This is a genomic window from Kocuria sp. HSID16901, from assembly GCF_003989425.1.
Classification (GTDB): Bacteria; Actinomycetota; Actinomycetes; order Actinomycetales; family Micrococcaceae; genus Rothia; species Rothia massiliensis.
The window spans coordinates 534,034-552,766 of the sequence record NZ_RBLM01000002.1 but is presented as its reverse complement, the minus strand read 5'-3'; the positions used below and the strand labels follow the sequence as shown (position 1 = coordinate 552,766).

At 61.3% G+C, this 18,733-nt stretch carries 16 protein-coding genes and 1 tRNA gene; 13 read left to right on the top strand and 4 right to left on the bottom strand.

The genetic code is table 11. The features are described from left to right. Entirely contained in the window at positions 1-765 is a 765-nt protein-coding gene (gene hisF, locus D8M21_RS04670) for an imidazole glycerol phosphate synthase subunit HisF (protein ID WP_048678487.1), read from the top strand. Positions 766-796: 31 nt separating this feature from the next. Here the strand turns inward: hisF and D8M21_RS04665 are convergent, their stop codons facing one another. Beyond that, positions 797-1,477, bottom strand: coding sequence for a maleylpyruvate isomerase family mycothiol-dependent enzyme (locus tag D8M21_RS04665; protein ID WP_126855674.1), 681 nt, complete (start codon positions 1,475-1,477; stop codon positions 797-799). A gap of 119 nt (positions 1,478-1,596) precedes the next feature. Here D8M21_RS04665 and hisI point away from each other — a divergent pair, with 119 nt between their 5' ends. The 10 genes from hisI (at position 1,597) to D8M21_RS04615 (ending at position 15,245) form a co-directional block, all read left to right on the top strand. Next, positions 1,597-1,986: a phosphoribosyl-AMP cyclohydrolase gene (gene hisI / locus D8M21_RS04660; protein ID WP_048678702.1), complete on the top strand. Its 390-nt coding sequence runs from the start codon at positions 1,597-1,599 to the stop codon at positions 1,984-1,986. A 33-nt stretch (positions 1,987-2,019) separates the two neighbouring features. Next, positions 2,020-3,612, top strand: a complete 1,593-nt coding sequence (locus D8M21_RS04655) for an anthranilate synthase component I (RefSeq protein WP_048678483.1) — start codon at positions 2,020-2,022, stop codon at positions 3,610-3,612. Then, a complete protein-coding gene (locus D8M21_RS04650) occupies positions 3,609-4,250 on the top strand; it encodes a Trp biosynthesis-associated membrane protein (protein WP_048678482.1) in 642 nt (213 codons plus the stop codon). The genes D8M21_RS04655 and D8M21_RS04650 overlap by 4 nt, the downstream gene beginning before the upstream one ends. Positions 4,251-4,346: 96 nt before the next feature. Next, complete coding sequence (locus D8M21_RS04645) at positions 4,347-4,595, top strand: HGxxPAAW family protein (RefSeq protein WP_048678480.1); 249 nt, start codon at positions 4,347-4,349, stop codon at positions 4,593-4,595. A gap of 112 nt (positions 4,596-4,707) precedes the next feature. Further along, a complete protein-coding gene (trpC, locus tag D8M21_RS04640; RefSeq protein ID WP_048678478.1) occupies positions 4,708-5,544 on the top strand; it encodes an indole-3-glycerol phosphate synthase TrpC in 837 nt (278 codons plus the stop codon). Further along, positions 5,537-6,895 carry a tryptophan synthase subunit beta gene (trpB, locus tag D8M21_RS04635; RefSeq protein WP_048678476.1) on the top strand — a complete coding sequence of 453 codons (1,359 nt, stop codon included), beginning with the start codon at positions 5,537-5,539 and terminating at the stop codon, positions 6,893-6,895. Before trpC ends, trpB begins: the two co-directional genes overlap by 8 nt. Continuing rightward, positions 6,892-7,743, top strand: coding sequence for a tryptophan synthase subunit alpha (gene trpA, locus D8M21_RS04630; RefSeq protein ID WP_048678475.1), 852 nt, complete (start codon positions 6,892-6,894; stop codon positions 7,741-7,743). The genes trpB and trpA overlap by 4 nt, the downstream gene beginning before the upstream one ends. Continuing rightward, positions 7,740-8,615, top strand: coding sequence for a prolipoprotein diacylglyceryl transferase (gene lgt, locus D8M21_RS04625; protein WP_048678473.1), 876 nt, complete (start codon positions 7,740-7,742; stop codon positions 8,613-8,615). Before trpA ends, lgt begins: the two co-directional genes overlap by 4 nt. 530 nt (positions 8,616-9,145) lie before the next feature. Further along, the gene (gene gltB, locus D8M21_RS04620; protein ID WP_048678699.1) at positions 9,146-13,792 is read left to right on the top strand and encodes a glutamate synthase large subunit; all 4,647 of its coding nucleotides are present in this window, start codon (positions 9,146-9,148) and stop codon (positions 13,790-13,792) included. Beyond that, positions 13,785-15,245, top strand: coding sequence for a glutamate synthase subunit beta (locus tag D8M21_RS04615; RefSeq protein WP_048678471.1), 1,461 nt, complete (start codon positions 13,785-13,787; stop codon positions 15,243-15,245). The genes gltB and D8M21_RS04615 overlap by 8 nt, the downstream gene beginning before the upstream one ends. Before the next feature lie 96 nt (positions 15,246-15,341). Here D8M21_RS04615 and D8M21_RS04610 read toward each other — a convergent pair whose 3' ends face one another. Beyond that, positions 15,342-15,878, bottom strand: coding sequence for a flavodoxin domain-containing protein (locus tag D8M21_RS04610; protein ID WP_048678469.1), 537 nt, complete (start codon positions 15,876-15,878; stop codon positions 15,342-15,344). A 347-nt stretch (positions 15,879-16,225) separates the two neighbouring features. Between D8M21_RS04610 and pyk the strand changes: the two genes are divergently transcribed. Continuing rightward, positions 16,226-17,695, top strand: coding sequence for a pyruvate kinase (gene pyk, locus D8M21_RS04605; RefSeq protein WP_048678467.1), 1,470 nt, complete (start codon positions 16,226-16,228; stop codon positions 17,693-17,695). Positions 17,696-17,705: 10 nt separating this feature from the next. Here the strand turns inward: pyk and D8M21_RS11255 are convergent, their stop codons facing one another. After that, positions 17,706-17,852 carry a hypothetical protein gene (locus D8M21_RS11255; RefSeq protein ID WP_153245883.1) on the bottom strand — a complete coding sequence of 49 codons (147 nt, stop codon included), beginning with the start codon at positions 17,850-17,852 and terminating at the stop codon, positions 17,706-17,708. A gap of 33 nt (positions 17,853-17,885) precedes the next feature. Between D8M21_RS11255 and D8M21_RS04600 the strand changes: the two genes are divergently transcribed. After that, positions 17,886-17,970 (top strand) — tRNA-Leu (locus tag D8M21_RS04600). Positions 17,971-18,040: 70 nt separating this feature from the next. Here D8M21_RS04600 and D8M21_RS04595 read toward each other — a convergent pair. Beyond that, entirely contained in the window at positions 18,041-18,604 is a 564-nt protein-coding gene (locus tag D8M21_RS04595; RefSeq protein ID WP_048678698.1) for a dihydrofolate reductase family protein, read from the bottom strand. Positions 18,605-18,733: the final 129 nt, after the last annotated feature.

Genomic DNA, 18,733 nt, shown 5'->3' with positions numbered 1-18,733 from the left:
ATGGGCGTTGCTGTTCGTGTGATCCCTTGCTTAGACGTCGACGCGGGACGTGTCGTCAAGGGCGTTAACTTCGAGGATCTCCGGGACGCCGGAGACCCCGTCGAGCTGGCGCGGCGCTACGATGCCGCCGGAGCCGATGAACTGACTTTTCTCGACGTCACGGCGTCTTCCTCCTACCGCGAAACGACCTACGACATCGTCGCGAAGACGGCCGAACAGGTCTTCATTCCTCTGACGGTCGGCGGAGGCGTTCGCACGCCGGAAGATGTCGATCGGTTGCTCAGGGCCGGGGCAGACAAGACGTCCATCAACACCGCAGCCATCAAGAATCCGAACGTCATCAACGAGATCTCGGATCGATTTGGGAATCAGGTGCTCGTGCTCTCCGTGGACGCCAAGCGGTCGGAGCACACCGCATCGGGATTCGAGGTCACAACACACGGAGGTCGCACCTCGACGGGATTGGATGCCCTTGAATGGGCTCGCGAAGCCGCCGAACGCGGGGTGGGCGAGATATTGCTGAATTCCATCGACGCCGACGGCACGCGCGACGGATTCGATCTGGAGATGATCCGGGCGGTGCGCGGCGTCGTAGACCTCCCACTGATTGCCTCCGGAGGCGCCGGCAAGGTGGAGCACTTTCCGGAGGCCGTCCGAGCGGGCGCGGATGCGTTGTTGGCCGCGTCCATCTTCCACTTCGGGCCAGATCACGCGATCAGGGACGTCAAAGCCGCTGTTCGACAGGCGGGCTTCGAGGTCCGCTGATCTCCGGTCGTGACGCTGGGTGCCGCGGAAACTAGTAGGAAATGTCGACTCGGGCGGCGTCCCGACGTCCAAAGAGATACATCATCAACTCGAGGGGTTCTCCCGTGAGCGTTACGGACTCACCGGTGCTGGGGGCCCGCACGACCTTCTGCACGACGGCGCTGACCCTGGACTCGTCGGAAGGCTGGCGCACGACCTTGGTCCCGTAGGTCGGTGAGCCGTCGGAGTCGGTCCCCACCATGGTGAGCCCATCGGGATAATTCTTCGCGAAGAGTCCCGCACGACGGGACAGAGCCCTCCAGACGGCGGATTGTTCATCCGCATCTGCCTCTCGGCCAGCATTCATCTCCAAAGCACCGGGCGATCCACGCAGAACATCCTCGCGATGAACGAGGTATTCCAAGAAGTTCGTCGTCTCGTCGACCGCCTCAACACGGCGAATGAGCGGACGAGCCGCCTCGAAACGGCTCAAACCGTGAGAAAACGCCTGACCATCGGAGAGCTCCTCGGCGAGTTCTTCGGTCTTGGTTTCGGTGCGCTGAGCCAACGGGGGAAGGAGGACTCCGGCGGCGACGTCGGGTCGAGTCTCCCGCAGGATCAGGTGCGCGAGCATGTGCTCGGTGTTCCAGCCCTCACAGAGTGTGGGATAGCCAGGGCCCACCCGGCCCAGGACATTGACGAGGTCTTGTCGAATTTCTGTGATCGCGCTCATGGGTCGATTGTAGGCCCGCAAGGTTAAACGGGGGAGACGCCGAGGTGTCCCACCGGTCACGTTCGCCCGCCACCGTTGCGTCACGACGGTCCGAAGGCCGGACGGTAGAGTGGTGGGCGATGATGAGTCAGCCACGTACCCAGGAATCCACCCTGCCCGAGGAGATCAGGCAGGGGTTGAAACGCGATGATCAAGGACTCGTTGCCGCCGTCATCCAGCAATACGACACCGGTGAAGTGCTCATGTTGGGATGGATGGACGACGAAGCTCTGCAACGCACCCTGTCCACAGGCCGTGTGACGTTCTGGTCGCGATCCCGCGCCGAGTACTGGCGTAAAGGCGACACCTCGGGGCACCGCCAGTACGTCAAATCCGTTGCATTGGACTGTGACGGCGACGCACTGCTGGTGCAGGTCGACCAAGTCGGCGCCGCGTGCCACACCGGAACGCGAACCTGTTTCGACGAGAGGTCATTGCACGCCGTCACGGGCCACCGAGACGACCACTAATCCCAGGCCGATCCATCGCTTAAGGAAACATCGATGAAGACCCACGAACCGTCCTACTCCGGCAAGATCCGGCCAACCCGCGAGGAATTCCGTCAGCTGGCCGAAGAACACCGGGTGATTCCGGTGACCCTCAAGGTCGTCGCGGATTCCATGACACCCATAGGGCTCTACCGTTCCCTCGTGGCGCGCGATGGCCAGAGCCGGCCGGGAACCTTTCTCCTGGAATCCGCCAACGAAGGCGCCCAGTGGTCCCGCTACTCATTCATCGGCGTCTCTTCGCGCTCGACGCTGACCACCAAGGACGGCAAACCGCACTGGCAGGGCACCATCCCGGAAGGGGCCCCAACCGACGGCTCTCCCGTAGACGCCATCCGCGATACCCTCGAGATGCTCCACACGGAAGCATGGGACGGTCTTCCGCCCCTGACCTCGGGACTCGTCGGTTACTTGGGCTGGGACACCGTCCGGCACTGGGAGAAACTGCCACACCCACCCACGGACGATGTCCACCTCCCGGAATTTGCCCTCAACCTCGTATCCGACATGGCGATTCACGATCACCACGACGGTTCCGTCACCTTGGTGGCTAACGCAATCAATTGGAACGGCACCTCGGACCGGGTGGACTGGGCCTACGACGACGCCGTCGCGCGATTGACATCCATGATCGACGACCTCGCCGAACCCCTCGGGCGGACCACGGTCTCCATTTTCACGGGCGATGACAAGGACACCTCGTCACCCGTGGACGACGAGCGAGTCCACGAAACATGGAGTCGCCAGCAGTACATGAACGCGATCGTCGAGGCTAAACACGCGATCGTCGACGGGGATATCTTCCAGGTAGTCATCTCCAGGCGTTTCGAGGCAGACTGCCCTGAGCCGCCATTAGATGTCTACCGCGTCCTGCGGCAAACCAACCCCTCGCCGTACATGTACCTCTACACTTTCGAAGACCCCGACGGCGAACCCTATTCGATCGTGGGTTCCTCGCCTGAGGCCTTGGTGACCGTTCACGGCGACCGTGCCAGCACGCACCCGATTGCCGGATCCCGCCCCCGAGGAAAGACCCACTCGCAAGACGTCGCGCTCGCAGAAGAACTCCTGGCCGATGAGAAGGAAAAATCGGAGCACTTGATGCTCGTGGATCTCTCCCGGAACGATCTCTCGAAGATCGCCACCCCGGGCACCGTGGCCGTCACGCAGTTCATGGAGGTCGAGCGGTTCAGCCACATCATGCACATTTCCTCGACGGTCGAGGCCCACATTCGCGACGACGCCCATGCGTACGACGTCTTGAGAGCCACCTTCCCCGCCGGAACGCTCTCGGGAGCACCGAAACCCCGTGCCATGCAACTCCTCGACGATTACGAGCCACACCGCAGAGGGGTCTACGCTGGCGTGGTCGGGTATTTCGATTTCGCGGGAAACATGGACATGGCCATTGCCATCCGCACCGCGTTATTGCGCGACAATCGTGCATTCGTGCAAGCAGGAGCGGGAATCGTCGCAGATTCTCAACCCGAAACGGAAGCCGATGAATCCGTGAGTAAAGCTGCCGCCCCCTTGAAGGCGGCGCTCCGTGCCCGTGATCTGACGAGCATCGCCGAGGAGGAAAAGCATTGACCCAGGAACCGGACAACGCCTCACTCGCGGCCCCCGAAGTGTCCGGAGGGACGGACCAGGGGAAACGGGCTCCCGGCTCAGGGCGGGTGATCTTGGTGTGTTTGTTGATTCCTGCGTTGGCCTTTGTAACGACGCTATTCCCGTGGATTCAGGCACACGTTTCGAGCGTGATGTCAGCGGTCGATGTCGACGTTAAGGGCACGGACGCGGCGCCCGCTGTGTCCGCCTTGGCCTTGGTGGCCTTGGCCGGCGTCTTGGCGGTTCGGATCGCGGGCAAAGTGTTGAGGTTGGTGATCAGCGCCGTCATTGCCCTGGCTGGACTTGGCATGGGGATCGCGGCCCTTACCGCCGCTCTGAACCCCACGGATGCCGCGATGACCAAGGTGGGCGAAGCCACCGGCACCAACGGACCCGGAGGTCAGTACGTTGTCACCGTTTGGCCCTGGCTGACTCTCGTCCTCGGGGTCGCCACCATCCTCGCGGCGGCCTGGCTGTGGTGGAGCAGCCGGTCGTGGAAGACCACCTCGCGGCGTTACGAACGAACGTCGCAACATTCGGTCCAACGAGGTGAGAACCCTCACGCTGACGATATCGATGCCTGGGACTCCTTGAGCGAGGGCGAAGACCCGACGCGGTGAGGCCCGTGCAACATCCGTTGCCGGCGGTATCCTTGACATAGACTATTCACAGACTGCGCACGAATTCGTGCTGATCACTTCGTATTAGGAGGGCCAGTGAGCTCTGAACAGAATCTCGAACTCACGCCGACCGCCGTCGAGGGACACGGAAATACACCGGCCGCCTGGGCCTTGGTCACGTTGGTGATGCTCGGGACTCTGGTCGGTACGGTTGCTTTCGACCGCGGCAGCATGGTGTGGATCATCATTGGTGTCGCCATCATTCTGCTCGGCGGGGTAGTCGGTGGCATCTTGAAAGCCGCCGGTTACGGCAAGCTCGGCTCACGGCTCAAGAGCCATCACTAACAATCCATGACGACAGCGCTCCCCGAGGCACCAGCCTTCGGCGGGGCGCTGTTCTTCATGAACAGGCGCGGCACAACGTCACGCATCGCAGCAGACCGGAGACCACAGCTTCATGACCGTTTTGGAAGAAATTATCGCCGGAGTCCGAGAAGATCTCGAAGAGCGGCGCCGGAAGGTGAGCCTCGACGAGCTCAAGGAAAGGGTCTCGTCGGTATCGCCTGCCCGGGACGCCGTCTCGGCATTGCGTGGACCCGATGCCTCGACCCTCGAAATCCTTGCCGAGGTCAAGCGCGCCAGCCCCTCCGCGGGCGATCTCTCGCACATCGAGTCGCCGGCCGAATTGGCCCATGACTACGAGGCCGGAGGAGCCGCGGCGATCTCGGTGCTGACGGAATCCCGGCGTTTCAAGGGATCTTTGGAGGACCTAGACGCCGTCCGTGCCGAGGTCTCGATCCCGATCCTGCGCAAGGATTTTACGATCGATCCCTACATGATCTGGGAGGCACGTGCTCACGGTGCCGATATGATCCTGCTGATCGTGGCGGCCTTGAGCGACGAAGAGCTGCGGGAATATCTAGAACTGACCCATCGCCTGGGAATGAACGCGGTCATCGAGACGCACACGGTCGAGGAGATCAAGCGTGCGGCTCAGCTGGATGCGCGCATTGTGGGCGTGAACGTTCGGAACCTCAAGACGCTGGGGACGGACAAAGCACATTTCGGCAAACTCGCGTCGAAGCTGCCTTCCGGGCCCGTGATTTTGGCAGAGTCCGGGGTCGTTGAGGCCGAAGACGTGGCCGAATACGGACGTCAAGGTGCCGAGGCGGTCTTGGTGGGCGAGGCGCTCGTCAAACACGATGATCCTCGGGACGCCGTCAGCCTCTTCAAAAAGCAAGGGCGCAAAGCACGGGCTGCCTATTTAGAAGAGAAGGAAGCACAAAATGGCTAATTCCCCGTCTCCTCAGGAGCACCACAAGCTTGCGGATGCCTTCTTGGAAGGATCCGGCGGTACCCTCAAGAACGCTAGCGGTCCGTACTTTGGCGAATACGGCGGGCAATGGATGCCGGAATCCCTGATTCGGGCGATGGACGAGCTCGAAGACACCTTTGATAAGGCCAAAGCCGATCCGGCGTTCCTGGACGAGTTCCAGAGACTTTCGCGGGACTATGCCAATCGCCCGTCGCTGATGACCGAAGCCCAGCGCCTCAGTGAACGGGCTGGCGTGCGCATCTTCTTGAAGCGGGAAGACCTCAACCACACGGGATCCCACAAGATCAATAACGTCCTGGGGCAGGCCCTCTTGGCGAAAAAGATGGGCAAAACCCGTCTCATCGCCGAGACTGGTGCGGGACAGCACGGCGTCGCCACGGCCACGGCCGCCGCATATTTCGGCATGGAATGCGTGATCTACATGGGCGAGGTCGACACCGACCGGCAGGCCCTGAACGTAGCGCGGATGCAATTGCTCGGAGCCAAAGTCATCGCGGTTCAAAACGGTTCACGAACGTTGAAAGACGCCATCAACGAGGCCCTCCGGGACTGGGTCGCGAACGTCGAAGATACCCACTATTTGCTGGGAACCGCGGCCGGAGCGCATCCGTTTCCCGCGATGGTGCGGTATTTCCATGACGCCATCGGCACCGAGGCCAGGAGCCAGATCCTGGAACAAACTGGTCGTCTCCCCGATGCGGTCACGGCCTGCGTTGGCGGCGGCTCGAACGCCATCGGCATGTTCCACGCCTTCCTGGATGACACCTCGGTGCAACTCATTGGTTTGGAGCCGGGCGGCGACGGCGTAGAGACCGGTCGCCACGCGGCCACCATTAATTTGGGCCGTCCGGGGGTCTTGCATGGTGCTCGCACGTATCTCATGCAAGACGACGATGGTCAGACGATCGAATCCCACTCCATCTCGGCGGGCTTGGACTATCCCGGAGTCGGGCCCGAGCACGCTTACCTGTCTGACATCGGTCGAGCTACTTACCTTCCGATCACGGACAGCGCGGCGATGAATGCCCTGCGAATTCTGTGCGAAACCGAGGGCATCATCCCGGCCATCGAGTCGGCGCACGCCTTGGCCGGAGCGCTTGATCTCGCCGCGTCGTGGAAAGAACAGGATCCCGAGGGAGCCCGTGAGAAGATCATCGCCGTCTGCTTGTCCGGGCGTGGGGACAAAGACATGGACACTGCGGTGTCGTGGTTTGGCCTGGGGAAGGCCATCCCCAGTTCCGAGGTCAACGCCTCAACACTGAAGAGCCAGGAATCTGACGCCCACGACGCCGCGGAGGAAACTCGATGACCACGCCCGAATCGGAACATTTCAGCGCCTCGACCCGAAGCTTCCCTCAGCCCAACCCGGAGTCGCCACTCGCGGCCAAGCTTGAGGAATGTCAAGCGGAGGGACGCCCTGCACTGATTGGTTACCTGCCGGTGGGCTATCCCACGGTCGACGAATCCATTCGGGCCGGCATTGAGCTGGGACAGAACGGGGCCGACATCATTGAACTCGGCATTCCCTATTCCGACCCGGTCATGGACGGCCCCGTCATCCAGGAAGCGACCGCCGTGGCACTGTCCCGAGGTTTCCGGGTGGACGACGTTTTTCGTGCCGTCCGCGAGATTACGGCCCAAACCTCAGCGGTCGTCGTCGTGATGACCTACTGGAACCCGGTGCTTCGAAAGGGCGTTGACCACTTCGCGTCGCAGCTCGCTGCTGCCGGTGGCGCCGGAATCATCACGCCCGACCTGGTCCCGGACGAAGCCGCAGAATGGCTCGAGGCGAGTGACCGTCACGGCCTCGACCGAATTTTCCTCGCGGCACCGTCGTCTACGGTCGAACGCCTCGAAATGATCTCCCGAGCTTCAAGTGGTTTCGTCTACGCCGTTTCCGTGATGGGAGTGACCGGGGCACGGTCCTCCGTTTCGGACGTGGCCGAACGGCTCGTGTCCGACCTCCGAACCGCGGGCGCTCCGAAGGTCTGCGTTGGACTCGGCGTCTCCCGTCGGGAACACGTGGAAGAAATCGGCAGCTACGCCGACGGCGTGATCGTGGGGACCGCCCTCGTTCGGGCGCTCGGAGAGGGCGGCCCGGAAGCCGTCGGTGAACTGACGAGACAGTTGGCGGGTCGGTCCGGAGCCTCCGCATGAGCCTGGTGGTACCCATCCTCGGAGCTATTCCGTCTCCCAGCTGGTCCGGTTTTCACCTGGGCCCCCTGACCATCCACGCGTACGCGTTGTGCATCCTGCTGGGGATTCTCGTGTGCCTATGGCTCACCACTCGACGGTGGGCAGCGACAGGCCGTAACCCCGACGATATTTGGGACATCGCCCTCTGGGCCATCCCCTTTGGGCTCGTCGGAGCCCGGATGTATCACGTCTTGATCACGGCCCCCGGTGACTACTTCGGTCCCGGCAAAAACCCCTGGGATGCCCTCAAAATTTGGGAGGGCGGAATCGGCATCATGGGTGCCGTGACCCTGGGAGCCTTGGGAGCCTGGATCGCCTGCCGCCGGAAGAACGTCTCCTTGGCGGCATTTGCCGACGCCGCGGCCCCTGGAATTCTAATCGCTCAGGGCATCGGCCGGTGGGGGAACTGGTTCAACCAGGAGCTCTTCGGGAAACCGACCACCTTGCCATGGGGACTCGAAATCGACCCGCTGTCCAGCAACTTTCCGCAACAGTACCCGCCCGGAACGTTGTTTCACCCGACGTTCCTCTACGAATCCCTGTGGGACATCCTCGGCGGGCTCGTCATCCTGTGGCTTTCCCGGAGGGTTCTGACGAAAATGGGGCAGGTCTTCTGGACCTACGTCATGTACTACGGATTCGGCCGATTCCTCATTGAGCTGTTCCTCCGGATCGACCACTCGGATGAATTTCTGGGTCTCCGGATTCACGTGTGGACGTCGGGATTCCTGGTGGTTCTCGGCGCGGTCATGCTGTTCGCTATGAGCCGCCGCAAGACCAAAGATCCTGAGGATATTTCCAAGGATCGCGACGCCACGGCCGTCGAAGCCTAACCACATGGGAGTTGAAGAGGGCCGGTTCCAGAAATGGAACCGGCCCTCTTTTCGTGCTCGTAATGATTCTGTATCTCAGCCGTAATACGTGGAGAAGTTGAGACGTCATTCAGGGACGTGGGTCACGTCGTGGTACTTTGGCGGAACAACACATGGGAAAGTCGTGCCTTGCCGCCGCATCACATCACAGGCGAGGCAACATGATCGACTCGGTGCGTGCACCACACAGCGCCGGAATATCTCGTAGTAGCTGCAAAGACGCGGTGACCGTTGGATCGTCGGGGCCTAGAGCTCCGACCGGTCGCGCTCGTTGCGCCAGCAGCCGTGACCCTTCCTCTCCCGTTCGACGTCGGAACCTCAAGACCCGCACGTGAAACCCGATCGACAGGGATGTTGGATCCACCGGTTCGCCGAACCGCGGTGCCGGCTCGTCAGGAGTACGTGGCACCGACGAACTCGCAGGGCACTGACCTGGCATGAGTTCACGGACTGACACGAGGAGGAGAGGCTCCACTTTGAATGGTTTCGATATGACCGATTCCGCCGAGGGACGCGGCCACGCACCTTCACCGTTCAAGACGTTCGCGGACATTCCGGAGAAACACGGACTGTATGACCCGGAGTTCGAAAAGGACGCCTGTGGGTTGGCGATGATCGCCAGCTTGACGGGAGAGGCCACGCACGACGTCGTCGACAAAGCCCTGACCGCTCTCCGTTCACTGGAACATCGCGGTGCCGTCGGAGCCGACAAAGGCACGGGCGACGGCGCTGGCGTGATGACGCAGATCCCGGACGACTTTTTCCGGTCCGTCGTCGACTTCGAGCTTCCTCCGCTGGGGAAATACGCCGTCGGCACGGCCTATCTTCCGACCGATGGAGTCAACTCCGAGGAGCTTCTGCAGTCCTTGACCGAAATGGCCGAGGGTGAAGGAACCCGGGTGGTCGGTTGGCGCGAGGTACCGGTGGACTCCAGCATCGTGGGGGGATCCGCCCGCGCCGTCATGCCGTATTTCGTGCAGATGTTTATCGCGGAAGCCATCACCGACGAGGCAGATCAAGCCGTCACGGGACACATCCCGGTGATCGAGTTGGACGCCGACCAGCAGCGACGGCAGCTCGACCAAAAGGCCTTCCGTCTGCGTAAGCGGGCGCAGCATAAGTTGGGGATCTACTTCCCGTCCTTCTCGACGCGCACCATCACGTACAAGGGCATGCTGACGACGGCCCAGTTGGAGCCGTTCTACCCCGACCTTTCTGATCCGGCCTTCGTGACCCGCCTGGCGATCGTGCATTCGCGGTTTTCCACCAACACCTTCCCCTCATGGCCTCTGGCCCAGCCGTTCCGCACCATCGCTCACAACGGTGAGATCAATACCGTCAAGGGCAACCGCAACTGGATGCGTGCGCGTCAGTCGCAGCTCAAATCCCCGGTGCTCGGACGCCGTCCGGAAGAACTCTTTCCGATCTGTTCCGTCGGCGCCTCCGACTCACAGTCTTTCGACGAGGTCTTGGAGCTGCTCATGCTTTCTGGGCGTTCCGTAACCGAGGCCATCATGATGATGATTCCTGAGGCCTGGGAGAACCACGAGAGCATGGATGAGGCGCGCCGCGCGTTTTATCGGTATCACTCGACCCTCATGGAACCGTGGGATGGCCCGGCCGCCGTGACCTTTACCGACGGTGAACTGGTGGGTTCCGTGCTGGACCGTAACGGGCTACGTCCGGGCCGCTACTGGGAAACCGAAGATGGACTGGTGATCTTTGCATCCGAAGTCGGCGTCGTCGATCTGGGTGACACGAAGATTGTCTCCAAGGGACGCGTCGCTCCGGGCAAGATCTTCTTGGTCGACACCCGCGAGGGCCGGATCGTTCCTGATCAGGAGGTCAAGGACGACGTCGCGGCCCGCAACCCCTGGAAAGAGTGGGCGGATCGCAACATCATGCGGCTCGCCGATCTTCCCGAGCGTGAGCACCGCAATCCGTCGGCTCAGTCGATTCTCGTGCGTCAGCAAACTTTTGGATACACACACGAGGAACTGAAGTCACTGCTCGGGCCGATGGCGGCGAAGGGTGCCGAGCCGATCTACGCGATGGGCACGGATACGCCCATCGCGGTCCTCTCCGGCCGGCCTCGATTGCTGTTCGACTACTTCATCCAGTCCTTCGCCCAGGTGACGAACCCGCCGTTGGACTCGATCCGCGAAGAGCTCGTCACCTCCCTGCGATCATCGCTGGGGCCCAACGGAAACCTTTTGCGCAACGGGTACGTGCCCACACGTCAGCTCGAGCTCGATTTCCCCGTGATCGACAACGACCAGCTCGACAAGATCATGTACATCGAGGACGACGACGGCATGCCGGCCGCGCTCAAAGTGAGGGGTCTGTACGAACCCGCCGGGGGAGAAGCGGCATTACGGTCTCGGATCTCCGAAATTTGCGAGAAAGTCTCTGCGGCCGTGAACCGCGGCATCGAATACGTCGTGCTGTCAGACCGTAATTCGAACGCCAACTGGGCACCTATTCCTTCGCTCCTTCTCACGGCGGCGGTGCACCACCACCTGTTGCGCTCCGCGACCCGCACCAAGGTGGCGCTCGTCGTCGAGGCCGGTGACGTCCGGGAAGTGCATCACATTGCTGCCCTGGTGGGCTTTGGTGCTTCTGCGGTCAACCCGTACCTGGCCATGGAATCCGTGGAACAGCTGGTCGCCACCGGTGACCTGACCGGTGTCACGGCTCAACAGGCGACCACGAACCTCATCAAGGCCTTGGGTAAAGGCCTGCAGAAGATCATGTCCAAGATGGGCATTTCGACGGTCAGCTCATATTGCGGCGCTCAAACCTTTGAGGCATTGGGACTTGCGCAGTCGCTCGTGGACGAATATTTCACCGGAACGCACTCCCAAATGGGCGGTGTGGGGCTCGACGTCATTGCCGCCGAGGTCAAGTCTCGTCACGATCGTGCCTACCCTCAGGACGGCGTGAAGATTCCGTATCGAAGCCTGGAGACCGGCGGCGAGTACGACTGGCGTCGTGACGGGCCGCCGCACTTGTTCAATCCGCACACGATCTTCCGGCTCCAGCACGCCACGAAGACTCGGAGCTACGACATTTTCAAGTCCTACACCAAGCTGGTGGACGACCAGTCGAAGGATCTCATGACCCTTCGTGGACTCTTGGATTTCAGGTCGACGCGTCCCTCGGTGCCTCTCGAGGAGGTCGAGCCCGTCAGCGAGATCGTTCGTCGATTCTCCACGGGCGCAATGTCCTACGGATCCATTTCGAAGGAGGCCCACGAGACCCTCGCCATTGCGATGAACCGTCTGGGGGCCAAATCGAATACGGGAGAAGGCGGCGAGGACCTCGACCGTTTGCTGGATCCTGAACGTCGTTCGGCCATCAAGCAGATAGCCTCAGGACGTTTTGGCGTCACGAGCTTGTACCTAACCAACGCGACCGACCTCCAAATCAAGATGGCACAGGGCGCTAAGCCGGGTGAGGGCGGCCAATTGATGTCGGCCAAGGTTTATCCGTGGGTTGCCCGCACCCGTCACGCGACGCCGGGTGTCTCGCTGATTTCACCGCCACCGCATCACGATATCTATTCGATTGAAGACCTGGCCCAGCTCATCTACGACCTCAAGCGGGCGAACCCGGAAGCTCGGGTCCACGTCAAACTGGTCTCGGAAATGGGGATCGGCACCGTAGCAAGCGGCGTCACTAAGGCGAAGGCCGACGTCGTCCTCGTTTCGGGTCACGACGGCGGCACCGGTGCGGCACCCATGAACTCCCTCAAACACGCCGGAGCCCCGTGGGAACTCGGTCTCGCCGAAACGCAACAGACCCTGCTGCTCAACGGGCTGCGCGATCGTGTGGTGGTCCAAGCCGACGGCCAAATGAAGACAGGCCGCGACGTCGTCGTGGCGGCACTGCTGGGGGCGGAAGAATACGGTTTCGCGACCGCACCTTTGGTGGTCGAAGGCTGCATCATGATGCGCAAGTGCCACCTGGACACGTGCCCGGTGGGCATCGCGACCCAAAATCCGCAGTTGCGCGAACGCTTCCGTGGTCAAGCCGATCACGTGGTGAACTTCTTCGAATTCATCGCGCAGGAGATTCGCGAGTATTTGGCCGAACTGGGATTCCGGAGCCTCGCCGAGGCGATAGGTCACGCGGAAGTGCTCGACACCCGCAAGGCTGTGGCCCATTGGAAGGCCGATGGGCTGGACCTGCGCGATATCCTGCGTTCCTCTGCCGACGAGTTCGGAAACGAAGGCATCCGAAATACTCGTCCGCAAGACCACGAGCTGGAATTGCACATGGATAACGAGCTTATCCGGCTCGCGGAACCAGCATTGCGCGATCGTCGCCCCGTCTCCATCGATCACACGATCATCAACACCGATCGGGCGATCGGCACGATGTTGGGGCACCGCGTGACGCAGACCTTCGGTGCCGACTTCCTGGAGGACGACACCATTACCTTGAACCTTCACGGTCAGGCGGGCCAGTCTCTCGGTGCGTTTTTGCCCCAGGGCATCACTATCCGGTTGACGGGCGACGCCAACGACTACACGGGCAAGGGGCTTTCGGGTGGCCGCATCATCGTCCGGCCGGAGTCGGACGCGTTGTTCATCGCTCAGGACAACGTGATCGCGGGCAACGTCATCGGATATGGAGCGACCAGCGGCGAGATGTTCCTTCGAGGCCAGGTCGGTGAACGATTCCTGGTTCGAAACTCGGGCGCCACCGCCGTCGTCGAAGGAATTGGCGACCACGGCTGCGAGTACATGACCGGTGGTGTTGCTCTGATCTTGGGCGACACGGGCCGAAATTTCGGAGCCGGTATGTCGGGAGGCGTGGCGTATGTCCTGGACCTCGACGTCATGGATGTCAACAAAGCCGCGCGCGAGTCGGGGGAATTGACCTTCGCCGGGCTCGACCCGCATGAAGAAGAAATTGTCCTGGACCTGCTCCGTCAGCATGTGGCGGAGACCGACTCGGAGATCGCTCGGACCATGTTGGCCGATCCCGAGGGGTCTCTCGCACGGTTCACACGCGTCCTACCGCGGGACTTCGCAGCGGTTCGAGACATTAGGGCGCGCGCCGAAGCTGAAGGAACGGATCCCGATGGGGATCAGGTCTGGCAAGAAATTTTGGAGGAGACCGCACGTGGCTGATCCGAGAGGCTTTTTGAAGCACAATCATCGAGTTGACCGGCCCAAACGCCCCGTACCGGTGCGAATTCGAGACTGGAAAGAGGTCCAGGTCGAGCAAGACTCGGCGGTCCTCAAGGAACAAGCGTCCCGGTGCATGGACTGTGGCGTGGCCTTCTGCCATCAGGGGTGCCCGCTGGGCAATTTGATCCCGGAGTGGAACGACCTCATGTGGCGCGACAAGACCGCCGAGGCAGTGCAGCGCATGCACGCGACCAATAATTTTCCGGAATTCACCGGTCGCGTGTGCCCCGCACCGTGCGAGTCGTCGTGCGTTCTGGGGATCAACCAGCCGGCCGTGACCATCAAACAGGTCGAATACACGATCGGTGAGAAGGCCTTCGACGAGGGGCTGATTGAGCCTCACCTGCCAGAGCGCTTGGTCGACAAGACGGTGGCCGTGGTGGGTTCCGGTCCGGCCGGACTGGCCGCTGCGCAGCAACTCACACAGGCCGGATACACGGTGGCCGTCTACGAACGAGACGACCGTATCGGCGGGCTTCTCCGCTACGGAATTCCCGACTTCAAGATGGAAAAATCGGTGCTGGATCGCCGTTTGGACGTGATGCGCGAGGAAGGTACCCGATTCCGCGCGGGAGTAGAGATCGGTCGGGATATTTCCTGGGACCAGCTCCGACGTCGTTATGACGCCGTGATCGTGGCCACCGGGGCAACCAAGCCTCGAGACCTACCGATTCCCGGACGTGAACTCGACGGTGTTCACTTCGCCATGGATTACCTCGTGCAGTCGAATCGCGTGATCGCTGGCGACGACGTTCCGGATCAGATTTCGGCCGAAGGCAAACACGTGGTGATTTTGGGCGGTGGCGATACCGGCGCGGATTGCATCGGTACCGCGAACCGGCAGAAGGCGGCTTCCGTGACGACGCTGGCCATTGGTAAGCGCCCTCCAGAGGAACGTGCCGACCACGAACCGTGGCCGATGTTCCCGAATCTCTTCGAGGTCGCCAGCGCCCACGAGGAAGGCGGCGACCGAAACTACCTCGCGTCGACCATCGAATTCGTGGGGGAGGACGGCGTCCTCACCGGTCTCAAGATCGCCGACACGGAATACCGTGACGACGGCACTCGAGGGCCCAAAGCGGGAAGTGAGCGGGTCATTCCTGCGGATCTCGTGTTCCTGGCCCTCGGCTTCACCGGTCAGGATTCGGAAGACATCGTGGATCAGGCCGGAGCGGAATTCGACTCTCGGACCAACGTGGCCCGCGACGACCAGTACATGACCAACGTGCCCGGCGTCTTTTCCTGCGGCGACGCTGGCCGGGGTCAGTCGCTCGTGGTGTGGGCCATCGCCGAGGGTCGAGCCTGCGCTGCGGCGGTAGAGCGGCATTTGGTGGGAACCACGGTTCTTCCGGAACCGGTTTCGCCTTCGGACCGACCGATCAATCTGTTGTAACCGACCACGACGGCGCATCGCCGGTCGCGGACGAGTGAGCCCCCGGATTCTTCTCCAGAATCCGGGGGCTCATGGCATGTCGAGTGGATGCCGTCGTCAGAGGGCCTTCAGCGCCTCGATGAACGGCGTGATGGATGACCGGTCGCGATAGTCGGCCGAACCGCCGTAACAGTCGATCATCTGACGGTCGGTCTCTGATTTGTGCGGCTTAGATTTCAAAAAGGTTTTGACGCCGACCATTGCGGTTTTGTGTGCTCGGGAGAGAACCGAGTAGTCGATTCCGCCGCGAAAGTGAGCCGTGGGTGCGCCTTCCTGATAGACCTCGCCGAGGTTCTTCGCGATGAGTGCATCGAGTTTCTCCGTCGGCTGGGACACATCTCCGGAAAAGGAGACGGTGAAGAAGCCCTTCTTCTTGGGCGAAAGGGCGGCGTCCAAAGCCTTAAACTGGTCGGCATTCGTCAGCTTTCCCGCGTAATCGCTGGCTCCCAACACCACGAGATCAGCCTGGGCGACGTCGTCTCCGGTGGCGTCGCTCACTGCGAGTGCGCGACCATCCAAATCCTCGGCGATCCATTCGGCGTACGAACGGGTGTATCCGTAATTTGATCCGTAGAGCACGAGGGTCGTGGCCAAAGGTTTCTCCTCTTGTCCGTTGTACGCACAGACGCAATGGGTGATCTGAGCGGTGCATGATGAGCACCACCTCCACTGTAGTCGTGACGACCCTACGGCTAGGACCGTGACCTGGCGAGTGTGGGTAGATGTGGGAAATTTGGGATGTGGGGTAACCGTATGTGAGGTATATCTACCCTCGGTGCTTTACCCCGGTAATCCCGGAAAATCCCCGGTTTCTAGGGGAAACGCAGATGGAATCGGCCGGCTACAGTTCGTGACGATGACCATGACGACACCATTCTTAACCCGGGGATGTTGCCTCGCCTTACTGTTCATGTGGCATTGAGGGAACTAGAGTTGACGCTATGAGACGCGCAAAAATCGTATGTACCCTTGGACCTGCCCTTTCCACCTACGACAAAGTCTCGGAGGCCATCTCCGCTGGACTGAATGTTGCCCGGCTGAACATGAGCCACGGTGACCACGAAGTCCACATCAACAATTACGACAATGTCCGGCGTGCCGCGGCTCATCTCGGCAAGAACGTCGCGATCTTGGCCGACATTCAGGGACCGAAGATCCGCTTGGAAACTTTCGCTGATGGTCCCGTCAACCTGGAGCCAGGTGACGTTTTCAAGATCACCATTGACGATGTTCCGGGTAATCAGGACATCTGTGGCACCACCTATAAGGGACTTCCCGGCGACGTGCGTCCCGGAGATGCGCTCCTGATCGACGACGGAAAGGTCCGCCTCGAGGCCACCCAGGTGGATGCCACGACGGTCACCACCCGGGTCGTCGTCGGCGGCAAGGTCTCCGACCACAAGGGGATCAATCTCCCCGGTGTCGCAGTCTCGGTTCCTGCACTGACGGAGAAGGACGAAAAGGACCTTCGCTGGGCCTTGCAGACGGGTGTGGACATCATCGCCCTGTCCTTCGTTCGTTCGGGCGACGACATCACCCGCGTTCACGAGATCATGGAGGAAGAGGGTCTTCGTCTTCCGGTGATTGCCAAGATCGAGAAGCCGCAGGCCGTGGATAACCTCCAAGACATCGTCGATAAATTCGACGGCATCATGGTGGCCCGTGGTGACCTCGGTGTGGAGTACCCGCTGGAAGAGGTGCCCCTCGTCCAGAAGAAGGCCATTACGCTGGCCCGCCGTTGGGCCAAGCCCGTGATCGTGGCGACCCAGGTTCTCGAGTCCATGATCACCAACCCCATGCCGACCCGCGCCGAGGCTTCCGACTGCGCCAATGCGATTCTTGACGGGGCGGATGCTGTGATGCTGTCCGGCGAAACCTCCGTGGGTAAGTACCCGATCATCACCATTCAGACGATGGCGCGCATCGTCGAGTCCACGGAGAAGCACGGTTTGGATCGTGTTCCGGCCTTGGGCTCTTCGCCTCGAACCCGTGGCGGTGCCGTGACGCTTGCGGCCGTGAACATTGCTGACCAGCTCAACGTCAACTACATCTGCACGTTCACGCAGTCCGGAGACTCGGCACGTCGTTTGTGCCGTTTGCGCCCGTCCAAGCCGGTGCTGGCCTTTACCCCGGACGACAAGGTGCGTGCCTTCATGGCCTTGTTCTGGGGCGTCGACGCGGTGCAGCAGTCCGAGTGTTATGACACCGACAGCATGACGGAAGCGGTCGACCGCTATCTTCTCAAATATGACCTGGTCAAGCCCGATGAGCTGCTCGTGATGACGGCGGGTACACCTTTGGGTGTCGCAGGTTCGACCAACATGGTCAAGGTCCACCGCGTCGGTGACCTTGACGATTCGGGGGCTCGTGCTCCCGAGAGCCGCGAAAAACTCGGGCCGTACAAGCACTAACTTGGTGCATTTAGCTGTGGTCGAGGGCCTCGGTCATCGACGCCCGGCGCGCGTCGACGGGGCAGGGGAAGCCTCCCTTGCCCCGTTCGCCGGGTGGCGCTGGCCACAGCTGGGCTATGGATTTCCGCACGGACCAAGGATTGTGTAAAGTATTCATGGTTCGAGTCGACGCAAGCCGTTGACGAGACTGGCCCAAGTGGCGGAATTGGCAGACGCGCCGCACTCAAAATGCGGTTCTTCACGGAGTGTGGGTTCGAGTCCCACCTTGGGCACCATTGCTACAAAGCGGCCTTCCCAGCTATGAAAAATAGCTGGGAAGGCCGCTTTTTTAGTGCCAGGACGAGCTTAGGAGGCGGGACCGTACGTCAGAACGACGGTTCCCTTGGTGTTGACTTGGTGGTCCAGGAGCGTCAACGAAAGCGGTCCGGAGGACAAATCCATCGAATCGCTGAGACGTCGTTCGGATCCGGCCATCACTGGGTGAACGATGAGCGTGAGGCGGTCCAGCAGCCCGGCCTCCAGAAGCTGGGCAATCACACTGAGGCTTCCCTGGATCGAGATGTCGCGCCCTTCGGTTTCTTTGAGGGAGCGGACGAATTCTAAGAGCTCGACGTCGATGACGGAACAGTTGTCCCAGGTCACCGATTCACGGGCGAGCGTTCGCGATGCTACGTGTTTGGGTACGGAGTTGATGAAGTCCTTGAAAGGGTCTTCGACGTCGTCGCGGGTCCAATGCGAGGCCCACATGTCATAGGTCGAACGCCCGAGGAGGACGTCGTCGACCGAGGAAAGTGTCGACGTCATCACCTGTGCCAAGATGTCGTCGAAGGCGTCGCCTTGCCAAGCGGCGGGATTTTCAACGGCCCCGTCAAGGGTCGAAAAGAGGTTAGCGGTTACGAGTCGCGTCATGTCTGTGTCCTTGGATTGGGTTCCGTCTTCGACGGCCGAAAATGGCCACATCCGAATGCCTTCATGCTAGCGGGAACGGAAGGCCTTGAAGGGTGACGGCGCGGTCGAGGTCACCAGAAAACCCGCTCA